Origin of the sequence: Flavobacterium jejuense, assembly GCF_006491595.2 — a bacterium.
Classification (GTDB): domain Bacteria; phylum Bacteroidota; class Bacteroidia; order Flavobacteriales; family Flavobacteriaceae; genus Flavobacterium; species Flavobacterium jejuense.
The window spans coordinates 1-12,490 of record NZ_VEVQ02000027.1; the positions used below are offsets into that span (position 1 = coordinate 1).

Sequence of the window (12,490 nt, forward strand, 5' to 3'; positions counted from 1 at the left end):
TATTATGTTTCACAAACAATAAATGGATGTGAAAGTGCTACAAGAACTTCGGTAAGTGTGACATTAAATGTTACACCTGCACCAACAGCTTCAGCACAGACCTTTTGTAATTTTGGTACAGTTGCAGATTTAGTTGCAACGGGAACAGCTTTACAATGGTATTCTACTTCAACAGGAGGAATAGCATTAGCATCAACAACAAATTTAGCAACTGGAACCTATTATGTTTCACAAACAATAAATGGATGTGAAAGTGCTACAAGAACTTCGGTAAGTGTGACATTAAATGTTACACCTGCACCAACAGCTTCAGCACAGACCTTTTGTAATTTTGGTACAGTTGCAGATTTAGTTGCAACGGGAACAGCTTTACAATGGTATTCTACTTCAACAGGAGGAATAGCATTAGCATCAACAACAAATTTAGCAACTGGAACATACTATGTTTCTCAAACTTTAAATTCATGTGAAAGTGCAACAAGAACTGCTGTAAGTGTGACATTAAATGTTACACCTGCACCAACAGCTTCAGCACAGACCTTTTGTAATTTTGGTACAGTTGCAGATTTAGTTGCAACGGGAACAGCTTTACAATGGTATTCTACTTCAACAGGAGGAATAGCATTAGCATCAACAACAAATTTAGCAACTGGAACATACTATGTTTCTCAAACTTTAAATTCATGTGAAAGTGCAACAAGAACTGCTGTAAGTGTGACATTAAATGTTACACCTGCACCAACAGCTTCAGCACAGACCTTTTGTAATTTTGGTACAGTTGCAGATTTAGTTGCCACAGGAACAGGAACTATGAATTGGTATTCTGCTTCAACAGGAGGAATAGCATTAGTTTCTACAACAAATTTAGCAACTGGAACCTATTATGTTTCACAAACAATAAATGGATGTGAAAGTGCTACAAGAACTTCGGTAAGTGTGACATTAAATGTTACACCTGTACCAACAGCTTCAGCACAGACCTTTTGTAATTTTGGTACAGTTGCAGATTTAGTTGCCACAGGTTCAGGATTAAAATGGTATGCTGCTTCAACAGGAGGAACAGCGTTAGTTTCTACAACAAATTTAGCAACCGGAACATACTATGTTTCACAAACAATAAATGGATGTGAAAGTGCTACAAGAACTTCGGTAAGTGTGACATTAAATGTTACACCTGCACCAACAGCTTCAGCACAGACCTTTTGTAATTTTGGTACAGTTGCAGATTTAGTTGCAACGGGAACAGCTTTACAATGGTATTCTACTTCAACAGGAGGAATAGCATTAGCATCAACAACAAATTTAGCAACTGGAACCTATTATGTTTCACAAACAATAAATGGATGTGAAAGTGCTACAAGAACTTCGGTAAGTGTGACATTAAATGTTACACCTGCACCAACAGCTTCAGCACAGACCTTTTGTAATGTTGGTACAGTTGCAGATTTAGTTGCCACAGGAACAGGAACTATGAATTGGTATTCTGCTTCAACAGGAGGAACAGCGTTAGTTTCTACAACAAATTTAGCAACCAGAACCTATTATGTTTCTCAAACAATAAGTGGATGTGAAAGCGCAACAAGAACTGCTGTAGATGTGACAATTTCAATTGTTGGTTTAATTCGTCAGCATTGGAGAGATGTTATCTTTTTTGATAATTCTTCAAATGAATATGTATCTTACCAATGGTTTAAAAATGATGAATTAATTGTAGGAGAAAACAAGCAATTTTTAAAAGAAAATGGAGATTTAAATGGTGTTTATTTTGCAAAAGTAATGACCATTTCTGGTATTGAAGTAACAAGTTGTTCTTTAGAAATTGTTCCTAATAATGAAATTAGATCATTACAGGTAATTCCAAACCCAAATCCAATAGGGCAATTAACATTAGTTAAAATGAATTTATCTGCGGGTGAATTAATAGGGGCTAAATTGTATTTATTTAGTATTACAGGAGAGTTATTAAATGTAATAAATGTAACAGGTAACGAAATGCAAATTCAAGTTCCTTCTACACAAGGTGTTTTTCCTTTAAAATTACAATTATTAAACGGAGACGTACTATCAGTTAACATTGCAGTAAAATAAAAATATGAATAAGACATTTAAGAATATAGGATTTGCAACATTTTTGATTTTTTCAAATATGATTTTTGCACAAAAAGGTAGTTTTTTTGTAAGCGTTCAAGCTGGTACAAATAAAATTGAAGATAAAACATCATTTATAACAGATTCTGGTGCTTTTTCAGGAAGTTTAAAAGCAGGATATATTTATAAATTGAATAACGTTTTTGGAATTGGAACTGGAGTAGAGTATATGCAATATAAACAAAACGTAACTCTTGAGAATGATAGATACATTTCGGTTTTAGTAGATGAAACAGGTTCTGCTTTTGAATTTAATCAAGAAACAGCTGGATATTCGGAAAGTCAAACATTAAATTCATTTCAAATACCTTTATTTATTCAATATAAAAAAGAACTAACTGAAACGAATAGTTTTTACTTTAGAATAGGGGGAAAGTTACTAATTCCTTCAAAGTTTACAATAAATTCTGCAGCAAATTCATTAACAACCACTGGTTATTATCCAGATTTTAACCTAGAAGTTACCGATGTACCTTCACGTGGTTTTGGTACACAAAGTAATTTTCAAGCAAAAAATACTTATAAAACTAAAGTAGCTTATATGGCTAGCACAGAATTAGGTTTCAACTTTAAGTTAAATGCCGTAAATTCGATATATGTTGGTATGTTTTTAGATTATGGTTTGTCTAACATTGTAGATAATAAAGAATCGAATTCTATTGTTACCTATAACCCTTCTGGTTTACCAAATAATGCAAATGGTGTATATTCATTTAAAAATGATATTGAAACAAAACCGTTAAATTTTGGTGTAACCCTTGGTTATAGTTTTGGAAAATAGATGTTTATTTTTTTGGTTTAAAAAAAATGATTTACAGGAAACTGTAAATCATTTTTTACTTTAAGATTTTGGGAACGAAAACTATACCTTTATTTTGTTGTATTCTTAGAACAATATACTTTTGTAATTTTTCATTCTTCTCAATTATTTTAGCGCAAGTTTTTAAAGAAGGAACATCGGTTTCTGTGCCTACAAATTGTCAACCATATTCACCGTTTCCAATGATTGGATAAATACAATTGGCACTAACGTCATATTACAGGAAAAGTTTTAATGAATCAATCTCTAAATACAAGTTCTAATACTATTAATGTTTCTCAATTACCAACTGGTTTGTATTTCTTTAAAGTATCTTCCAATGAAGGAATTACTACAAGTAAAATAGTGAAACAATGAAAATGAAAAAATATTCCAAAAATATAGACTAGCAATCGTACATTTTTTGTTATATGCTACTTTTAATAAGAATATGTGTTTATAAATTATAGTAAAATGGCTACCTGAGTGTGTAGTCATTTTTTATTTTAAATAAGTGAAATAAACGGACAAGATATTATTTGTAATAAAAGAATAATTTTTTTTGACATTCAATACAAATTTTACAATTCACAACATTTATTTAATTTTGAAATAATTTTAAATACATTTGTTAAGTTAATAATTTTGTATTTACTCATTAAATGTATTTGAAGAAGGCATATTTAATCTTAATTTTATTTTTATCCATCTCTATTTTTTCTCAAGAAAAGGAATATAGTAATGCTACAAATTATTTATATAATAACCAATTAGATTTAGCTTCTAAAATTATACAATCTGCTATTAATAAAAAACAGGGTAATAAATCTAAATATTATCTTTTGTATGCTAATATCTTAAAATTTCAAAATATTTCGGATTCCAGTTTGCATTATATAAGCAAAGTTGAAAGTGATTATGTAAATAGGGAAATTAAGGATAGCTTGCTATTGACCTACGCTATTAAAACTGAATTTTACCGTTATTTTGGTGAAAGGAAAAAAGCTGATACATGTTTATTGAATATAGAAAAATTTAATTTAAATGAAATTAAAAATAAAGATATAGTTGCATATGCATTAAATAGAAAAATGGCTATTTTAAATGGGTATCATGATTGGAATAAAGACACTATAAAACTTGTTAATAAAATTGCAAAACAGATTTTTAATTTAGATAATCAAATTAAAAATAAAGAAATTATTGCTTATACCTTAAATGAAATTGCGCAAATTGAAGATTATAAAGGCGATAAAAATAAGGCGTTTTCAAAATACGAAGCAGCATTATTATATGCTAAAAAGCACAAATTATTAAACCCAGAAATTGATATCTCATTTAATTTAGCAAAACTTCATGCTACTTTTAAAAATGATAATAGTAAAGCAGCAGAAATATTAGAAAGCTTAGTTACTAGAGTTGAAGAAGGATCAAATATAAGGCAAAAATTCAGTCTTTTTTTGCAATTAAAAGATTATTATAAAGCAATAAATAACAATAAAAAAGCACTAATTGCTTTAGAAAATGCCTATCATTATTCGCAAGATTTAAACAATCAACAGTCCAATCTTAAACTAAATGTTATAGAAAGGAAATATGACTTAGAGAAAAAAGAGAAGAAAATTAAAGAAAAGGAGAATGAAATTATAATTCAAAATCTAGAGATTGAAAATAGTAAAAAGAAATTTTTTTTGATTCTTATTATTTTTCTTTTGACTACTATTGGAGTTGTAACTTTAACTTTTTTCTTTAGAAGAGAAAAAAAATCTAATAAAGAACTTAGGTTGTTATCTTCTGAAAACGAATTTTTAATGTCAGAAGCCAATCATAGAATAAATAATAATCTACAATTAATTATCATTTTAATTTCTGATCAAATCGAAAAACTTAAAAAAAGTGAAAGTAAAGAAATAAAAAAGGTTTTAGTTAAAATCAACTCTATAGCTACATTACACAAACATTTGTATAAATCTAAAAATAAGAAAGAGATAAATATTCAGAACTATCTAAAAGACATTGAAAATAGTTTTTCAGATTTATTTATTGAAAACAATATTAATTCAAATTTTTCGGTGTCTGCAATTTCATTAAAAGTTGATGACACAATGTATTTAGGGTTAATGTTGACAGAGTTATACATTAATTCTATAAAACACGCCTTTAAAAATCAAGAGGATAAGCAAATTAATTTTAGTATTAAATTAAAAGATAACGAAATTATGTTTAAGTATATGGATAATGGTAATAATTTGAAGAATAGTGATTCTCCAAAACCAGTTTTGATAGATCAATTATGTAGACAATTAGAGCTGCCATATAAGATACAAACCATTTTTGGTTTTGAATTGACTTTTAAAATAATGATTTAATTACTTTATAAAATAATGAAATTAATGGATAGTATTGTAAAAATATTGATAGTTGAAGATGAAATTATTATTGCAGATTACATTTTTAATATTTTAAAGAAAGAAGGTTGTACCAATGTAAAAATGGCTCATAAATATAATTCTGCTCTTGAAATAATTGAAACTTTTCAACCAGAAATTATTTTAATGGACATTAACTTAAATGGTGAGAATTCAGGAATAGAATTAGCAAAATCTAAAGCTTATAATACAATTGTTATCTTTCTTACAGGTCAAAATGATGAAGGTTTAATGAGTCAAGCTTTAGCTACCAACCCAGAGTCTTATTTAACAAAACCAATCAAGAAACAAGATTTGATAGCAGCAGTTAAATTAGCATTATTAAAAAAACAATCTAAAATAGTATCAATTAAAAACGGTTACGACTACATAAATATCAATCATGAATCAATTTTATTTATTAAAAGTGATAATAATTATATTGATATTCAAACGCACTCAACTAAGTACTCTATACGAAATTCATTAGATAAATTTTTAGAAGAACTAAATAACAAAAACTTTGTACGTGTACATCGTTCATTTGTTATTAATAGAAGTAAAGTTTTTAAGCAAACTAGTACTTCAGTTTTTATTGAAAAAATAGAGATTCCTATTTCAAAAAAGTATAAATTTCAAATATAATTTGGTTTCACATACAAACTTTAGTGTTTTACACCATTTTTTTGTATTGAATTGAGTTAAATAGTATTTTAGTTTTATTAATATTTTTTAAAAATAATGATGAAACTAAAATTAATGATGTTTAATGGTCACTTAGAGTTTTTTAGATAATTCATTGTTTTTGTTAATAATGATTAATAACCATAAATAAATTTTTAATAGTTATAAATTAGTTAAGAAATAATGAAGTTTTCTGAAGATAAAAGATTAGAATTTTTATTGCTATTAATCTATATCCTCTTATTTTTAATTGGATTAACTGTCTATCTTTCCTAACTAAAAAGCTAGCAAATTGCTAGCTTTTTTATTTCACATACAAAGTTTCTCATTTGACAACACTTTTTCAAAATTTGCAACAGTAACTATTGTTTTTGATTATTGTTTATTAACTAATAGTCCAACAGCAAAATTAAATATTGCAGGTAATATAAAAATCGCTGATGGTACACAAGGCGCTGAAAAAGTTTTAATTTCAGATGCTGACGGTTTAGCTACTTGGTCAAATTCAACATGTACGGCTCCTTATTATCATTTTGCGTCAACTGTTTTTAACCAGTAAATGAGTTTTACAGTTGGAAATACAACTGTTTTATTGATGGTATCTATGAAAGAGAACTGTGTTGATGCAAGAGGTACTGTAGCTACTATTTATTTAGATTGTGTTACTAATGAGGTGTTTATACTAAACTCTAGTTTTACTGCATCTGGTAATGTAATGCAACTAAATAATAACTTTGTGTATATGACATTTACATTTACAGTTTCTACAGGAGTAGTCACAATTAATGTATCTGGTGATCCTTCAGGAATAATTACATCTAAATGGATTGTTTTAGGAGTTTAAAATAAAATATTTATAAAAAAAGAAGAAGTTGATTTTAACTTTTCCTTTTTTTAATCCCAATTAATAATTGCCCAATTTTCTCTTTGCTGTTCATTTAGAAATGTCCAAGTTATGAAACGACTTATTTTATTACCTTGTTCCATATCTATGGTTTTTACATCTACTACACCTACTTTTTTCAAATGATTGTAAAAAGGTTTTAGATTTTCTTTTTTAGATACCAATGACGTAAACCACATACATTGTTTTTTAAAATGAGCACTTTCATAAATCATATTAGTAATAAAGGCTAGTTCACCACCTTCTGTCCATAATTCATTATTTTGACCACTGAAATTTAGTATAGGTTTACCGTCTTTAGCTTTGCCAAGATTTCTCAATTTTCTTTGAGAACCTTTAGTAGCTTCTTCTCTTGACGAATGAAAAGGAGGGTTACAAATAACAAAATCAAATCGGTCATTTTCCAAAATACAGTTTTTGAAAACATTTCTTTTATTTTGTTGAATTCTTAAAACGATGTCCTTTTGCAATTTTTCATTGTTCTCAACTATTTTTGCACAAGCTTTTAAAGACGGAACATCAGTTTCAGTACCTACAAATTGCCAACCATATTCACTGTTTCCAATGATAGGATAAATGCAATTGGCACCAACACCAATATCTAACCCTTTTATATTTCTTCCTGTCGGTATCTTTTTTTTGTTTTCCAAAGCTAATAAGTCAGCTATATAGTGTACATAATCGGCTCTTCCTGGAATTGGTGGGCATAGATTAGTCTTTGGAATGTCCCAAAAAGTAATATTGTAGTTAGCTAATAATAAACTTTTGTTTAAAGCTTTTACTGCATCAGGAATAGAAAAATCAATAGTTTCATTTCCATATTGATTTGTGAAAACAAAATCTTTTAATTTTGGATTAATGGTAGTTAATTCAGCGAAATTATAACCATTTATATGTTTGTTTCTAGGGTGTAATTGTTTTTTAGTTTCCAATAGAGGGGTGTATTTGTATTACTGTTAAAAAATGGTTTTTGACTCTAATTCAGATAAATCCGAAAATAGACTTTTTGTATTTAAATCTAAAAAACGAATTCCTTTAGAATACTCAAAGGTAAATTGCTCTTCAGTTATTGGCATATCTTCAGTCATTGTATTTGTAGTTGTAATTGTAACCATACTTTTTTCAACGTCAAAATTTCTTTCAATTTGTGCTCCAGCACCTGCATCATAAGTGGAAAAAGTTTTTAATAAAAGATCATTATTGTCAAATTTAAAATCTAAAAAAGTATTTCCACAAGGACCATAACAAAATAAAGCTATTTTTAAATGATGATCTATTATTTTAATTTCTTTCGAACTATTTGTGTGTTCATCAGTAAAAAAATATTCTTCAGTTATGATAGAACGATTTTGTGCTATTAAATTATAAGAGTCATTGTTATTTTGGTATACCAAAAGACTTTCAGAAACTTTTTTATTAGTAGTAGTTTGTATAATTATAACAGCATCTTCTGTATTATTAAAATCAATATTTCCTAATGCTACATTAAGTATAGTAAAATTTTTTCCTTCATATTCTTTTTGAATAAGTATGAATAATTTTTTTGGTACTTTAATAGTGACTGTATCTCTTATTGTTATTTCAATTTCCTTGACGGAATCTTTTTCAATAATTAAGTTTTGAATATCCTCTTGGTTTGTGGAAGTTTCTTTTTTACAGCTAATTAATGTTAAAAGTAAAAATAAAAGAAGAAATAGTTTTTTCATTTTTTATTCAAATATAAATAAAAATCCCAATCAAAAGATTGGGATTCTATATAAGTAAGATAAATTGGTTTGACGTATTATTTAATTTTCTTAACGATAGCTGCGAAAGCTTCTTGGTGATTCATTGCTAAATCGGCAAGAACTTTACGGTTCAATTCGATATCATTAGCTTTGATTTTACCCATGAATTGAGAATAACTCATACCGTGTAATCTTGCACCAGCGTTAATACGCATGATCCATAAAGCACGGAAGTTTCTCTTTTTTTGCTTTCTATCACGGTAAGCATAAACCATTGCTTTTTCTACCGCGTTTTTCGCTACCGTCCAAACGTTTTTACGTCTTCCAAAGAATCCTTTGGCTTGTTTTAATATTCTTTTTCTTCTAGCTCTACTAGCTACTCTATTTTTTGCTCTTGGCATAATTTTAAATGTTTTTTGTAGTAAGGCGGTTGTTTAAACACTTCCGAATTTTTAATTGCAATTCGCCCACTCCAGGGTTATTAATTTTACTTTAACCTAAACAACAAATTAAATAATATTCAATTGTTGTTTAATACTTTTCTCATCTGTTTTATGAACTAAACCAGAGTGAGTTAAAGCTAATTTACGCTTTTTAGATTTTTTTGTCAAGATGTGACTCTTAAAAGCGTGCTTTCTTTTAATTTTTCCAGAACCAGTAACTTTGAATCGTTTCTTAGCACTAGATTTTGTTTTCATTTTAGGCATTTTCTTCCTGTATTTAATTTATCTTACTTATTATTTTAAACTTTTCCCGATGTTTCAGGTTTGTTTTTGTATTTTATTTTAATTTCTTTTTAGAGGCAAGGTACATAATCATTCGTTTTCCTTCTAAAACAGGCATTTGTTCCACTTTTCCATATTCTTCAAGCTCTTGTGCTAAACGTAGCAGAAGAATTTGTCCTTGTTCTTTATAAATAATAGAACGTCCTTTAAAGAATACAAAAGCCTTTAATTTGGCTCCATCTTGTAAAAACTTAATGGCATTTTTCTTTTTAAACTCATAATCATGCTCATCTGTTTGAGGTCCAAAACGGATTTCTTTAATAACAACCTGAGATGATTTTGCTTTAAGCATTTTTTCACGTTTCTTTTGTTCATAAAGAAACTTACCATAATCCATTAACTTACAAACAGGCGGTTCTGCATTAGGAGATATTTCTACCAAATCTACTTCTTGCTCTTCAGCAAATCGTAATGCTTCACCTATTTTGTAAATACCTGGTTCAATGTTTTCACCTACTAAACGTACTTCAGGAACACGAATTAAATTGTTAATTCGGTGTGCTGCTTTTTTTTCTTCGCGAGGCTTGTAACCTCTGTTGTTTCTAATTGCTATGGCTTTAAAAATTTAAGTTAAACTTAGAATTGTTTTAATGTTTTATTTATTTCTTCTGTAACTATTTCGGCAAAAGCATCAATAGTCATCGTTTCATTTGATTTTCCGTCATCACCGTGACGTCTCACAGAAATCGTACCGTTTTTCTCTTCATCCTCACCTATGATTAGCATGAAGGGGTATTTTTGAGTTTCTGCTTCACGAATTTTTTTACCAATAGTCTCGTTTCTATTATCTATTAGGGCGCGAATTTCGTGATTTTCTAGCAAATTTAAAACTTTTTCAGCATATTTTTCATATTTCTCACTCAAAGACAATATAATAGCTTGTTCAGGCATCAGCCAAATCGGAAAATTTCCTCCAGTATGTTCTAATAAAATAGCAATAAAACGTTCCATGCTTCCAAAAGGAGCTCTATGAATCATTACAGGTCTGTGTAATTCATTATCACTACCTTTATAGGTTAACTCAAAACGTTCTGGTAAATTGTAATCTACTTGAATTGTTCCTAATTGCCAACTTCTACCTAAAGCATCTTTAACCATAAAGTCTAACTTTGGGCCATAAAAAGCCGCTTCACCTGCTTCAACAACATAATTTAAACCTTTATCTTTAGCTGCGCTGATAATCGCATTTTCTGCTTTTTCCCAATTCTCAACACTGCCTATATATTTTTCAGGAGTATCTAAATCTCTAACGGATACTTGTGCTGTAAAGTTTTCAAACCCTAATGAACCAAATACATATAATACTAAATCAATAACATTTTTAAATTCTGCATCTAATTGGTCTGGCGTACAAAAAATATGAGCATCATCTTGAGTAAATCCTCTTACACGAGTTAAACCATGTAGTTCTCCACTTTGCTCATATCTGTATACTGTACCAAATTCGGCATAACGCTTTGGTAGATCTTTATAAGACCAAGGTCTAGCATTGTAAATCTCACAGTGGTGAGGGCAATTCATAGGTTTTAATAAAAACTCTTCTCCTTCAGCAGGTGTATGTATAGGTTGAAAACTGTCGGCTCCATATTTTGCATAGTGACCAGAAGTAACATACAATTCTTTCTGTCCAATATGTGGTGTCACAACTTGTTCGTAACCTGCCTTTTTTTGTGCTTTCTTTAAAAATTGCTCTAAGCGATCTCTCAAAGCAGCTCCTTTTGGTAACCATAAAGGTAAACCTTGACCTACTCGTTGTGAAAAATGGAATAATTCTAATTCTTTGCCTAGTTTTCTATGATCTCGTTTTTTAGCTTCTTCTAATAAGTGCAGGTATTCTGTCAAGTCTTTTTGTTTTGGAAAAGAAATACCATAAACACGAGTTAACTGCTTGTTTTTTTCATTTCCTCTCCAATATGCTCCAGCAACTGAAAGAATCTTCATCGCTTTTATAATTCCTGTATTTGGAATATGTCCACCACGGCATAAATCAGTAAAAGTGGAGTGGTCACAAAAAGTAATTGTGCCATCTTCTAAGTTTTCAATTAATTCTGTTTTAAATTCATTGTCCTTGTATAGAGCTAAAGCATCAGCTTTAGAAACCGAACGTAATTTAAATTCATGTTTTTCTCTCGAAATTTCTAAAACACGATCTTCAATTTTCTTAAAATCTGCGTCTGTTATTTTTTTATCTCCAAAATCAACATCATAATAGAATCCATTATCAATAGCAGGACCTATAGTTAATTTAATACCAGGATACATTTCTTCTAAAGCTTGAGCCATAACGTGTGAAGTAGAATGCCAAAAAGCTTTTTTACCTTCATCGTTGTTCCAAGTATATAAAACAAGAGAACCATCGGTGGTAAGTGGAGTAGAGGTTTCAACAGTGGTACTATTAAAAGATGCTGAAATAACATTTCTAGCCAAACCTTCGCTTATACTTAAAGCGACATCCATAGGAGTTGTTTCTTTTGCAAACTCCTTAACCGAACCATCCGGTAAAGTAATCTTTATCATTTGTTGAAATTTAATGAAGTGCAAATATAATACAATAGAAAAACAAACACAATATATATAGGTATAGATATTTTAAATAATTATTAGCAGATATATATAGTTATAAAAGACAATTATTCCTGCTTTCCGTTCTATCTTTTTATTTTATTCTAAAATAAAAAGGATGCCACTACAATCAGGGCTACTATAGGCGTTAGTTATTTCAGTAGATAAATAAAGTACTCCTTATATATAGTATGGTTTTATTTTCACTTCATACTTCATACTTTTTGCTCTTTGCTCTTTTATCTTTTATCTTTAGATTGTAAGTTATTCAAAATCAAACAGAAGAAAAAAAGATTAAAAAATAGTTATAAAAAGGTTAGGATTGTAACAAAAAGGTATTAGTTTTGCACCCGCAATGAAGTAGAGTTCTTATTACATTTTGAAAATATAACACGAGTTATAAGGCTGACAAAAAAAGAAAAATTTTTTTTCAAAAAAAGCTTGTCAGTTTCAAAAAAAGAATTACTTTTGCA

Annotated in this window: 13 protein-coding genes and 1 pseudogene; 7 read left to right on the forward strand and 7 right to left on the reverse strand. The window is 29.0% G+C overall.

The window, feature by feature from the left end:
* Together FIA58_RS20825 and FIA58_RS20830 are read left to right on the forward strand one after the other, a co-directional pair.
* A partial coding sequence (locus tag FIA58_RS20825; protein ID WP_449404293.1) for an Ig-like domain-containing protein occupies positions 1-2,088 on the forward strand: 2,088 nt, incomplete at its 5' end.
* Positions 2,089-2,092: 4 nt separating this feature from the next.
* A complete protein-coding gene (locus FIA58_RS20830) occupies positions 2,093-2,929 on the forward strand; it encodes a hypothetical protein (protein ID WP_140964631.1) in 837 nt (278 codons plus the stop codon).
* Positions 2,930-2,984: 55 nt separating this feature from the next.
* Here FIA58_RS20830 and FIA58_RS21825 read toward each other — a convergent pair.
* Positions 2,985-3,116 (reverse strand): annotated as a pseudogene (locus tag FIA58_RS21825) (hypothetical protein); the annotation flags it as partial.
* 68 nt (positions 3,117-3,184) lie between these two features.
* Between FIA58_RS21825 and FIA58_RS20840 the strand changes: the two are divergent.
* The 5 genes from FIA58_RS20840 to FIA58_RS20860 all read left to right on the forward strand — a co-directional run bounded on the left by FIA58_RS20840 (position 3,185) and on the right by FIA58_RS20860 (position 6,883).
* Positions 3,185-3,325, forward strand: a complete 141-nt coding sequence (locus FIA58_RS20840; protein WP_317167940.1) for a T9SS type A sorting domain-containing protein — start codon at positions 3,185-3,187, stop codon at positions 3,323-3,325.
* 290 nt (positions 3,326-3,615) lie between these two features.
* On the forward strand, positions 3,616-5,316 hold the full coding sequence (locus FIA58_RS20845; RefSeq protein ID WP_165928973.1) for a tetratricopeptide repeat-containing sensor histidine kinase: 1,701 nt from the start codon (positions 3,616-3,618) through the stop codon (positions 5,314-5,316).
* A gap of 24 nt (positions 5,317-5,340) precedes the next feature.
* Positions 5,341-6,000 (forward strand): LytR/AlgR family response regulator transcription factor, encoded by a 660-nt coding sequence (locus FIA58_RS20850; protein ID WP_165928974.1) that lies wholly within the window; start codon positions 5,341-5,343, stop codon positions 5,998-6,000.
* A 331-nt stretch (positions 6,001-6,331) separates the two neighbouring features.
* Positions 6,332-6,598: a hypothetical protein gene (locus tag FIA58_RS20855; RefSeq protein ID WP_140964635.1), complete on the forward strand. Its 267-nt coding sequence runs from the start codon at positions 6,332-6,334 to the stop codon at positions 6,596-6,598.
* Entirely contained in the window at positions 6,599-6,883 is a 285-nt protein-coding gene (locus FIA58_RS20860) for a hypothetical protein (RefSeq protein ID WP_140964636.1), read from the forward strand.
* Positions 6,884-6,933: 50 nt separating this feature from the next.
* On the opposite strand, the gene rlmF is transcribed toward FIA58_RS20860, so the two are convergent.
* From rlmF to thrS, 6 genes are all read right to left on the reverse strand, one after another.
* Complete coding sequence (rlmF, locus tag FIA58_RS20865) at positions 6,934-7,875, reverse strand: 23S rRNA (adenine(1618)-N(6))-methyltransferase RlmF (protein WP_140964637.1); 942 nt, start codon at positions 7,873-7,875, stop codon at positions 6,934-6,936.
* Between the two features lie 24 nt (positions 7,876-7,899).
* Complete coding sequence (locus tag FIA58_RS20870; RefSeq protein ID WP_140964638.1) at positions 7,900-8,649, reverse strand: hypothetical protein; 750 nt, start codon at positions 8,647-8,649, stop codon at positions 7,900-7,902.
* Between the two features lie 77 nt (positions 8,650-8,726).
* Positions 8,727-9,071, reverse strand: a complete 345-nt coding sequence (gene rplT / locus FIA58_RS20875) for a 50S ribosomal protein L20 (RefSeq protein WP_140964639.1) — start codon at positions 9,069-9,071, stop codon at positions 8,727-8,729.
* Positions 9,072-9,179: 108 nt separating this feature from the next.
* Entirely contained in the window at positions 9,180-9,377 is a 198-nt protein-coding gene (gene rpmI, locus FIA58_RS20880) for a 50S ribosomal protein L35 (protein WP_140964640.1), read from the reverse strand.
* 73 nt (positions 9,378-9,450) lie between these two features.
* Positions 9,451-10,002 (reverse strand): translation initiation factor IF-3, encoded by a 552-nt coding sequence (gene infC / locus FIA58_RS20885; RefSeq protein ID WP_317167941.1) that lies wholly within the window; start codon positions 10,000-10,002, stop codon positions 9,451-9,453.
* Between the two features lie 29 nt (positions 10,003-10,031).
* Positions 10,032-11,972, reverse strand: a complete 1,941-nt coding sequence (gene thrS / locus FIA58_RS20890; RefSeq protein WP_140964642.1) for a threonine--tRNA ligase — start codon at positions 11,970-11,972, stop codon at positions 10,032-10,034.
* Positions 11,973-12,490 lie beyond the last annotated feature (518 nt).

Bases quoted from the DNA above. Each gene is read 5' to 3' on its own strand.
- FIA58_RS20830 (WP_140964631.1), top strand. From the start codon at position 2,093: ATGAATAAGACATTTAAGAATATAGGATTTGCAACATTTTTGATTTTT.
- FIA58_RS20850 (WP_165928974.1), top strand. From the start codon at position 5,341: ATGGATAGTATTGTAAAAATATTGATAGTTGAAGATGAAATTATTATT.
- FIA58_RS20860 (WP_140964636.1), top strand. From the start codon at position 6,599: ATGAGTTTTACAGTTGGAAATACAACTGTTTTATTGATGGTATCTATG.
- FIA58_RS20870 (WP_140964638.1), bottom strand. From the start codon at position 8,649: ATGAAAAAACTATTTCTTCTTTTATTTTTACTTTTAACATTAATTAGC.
- rplT (WP_140964639.1), bottom strand. From the start codon at position 9,071: ATGCCAAGAGCAAAAAATAGAGTAGCTAGTAGAGCTAGAAGAAAAAGA.
- rpmI (WP_140964640.1), bottom strand. From the start codon at position 9,377: ATGCCTAAAATGAAAACAAAATCTAGTGCTAAGAAACGATTCAAAGTT.
- thrS (WP_140964642.1), bottom strand. From the start codon at position 11,972: ATGATAAAGATTACTTTACCGGATGGTTCGGTTAAGGAGTTTGCAAAA.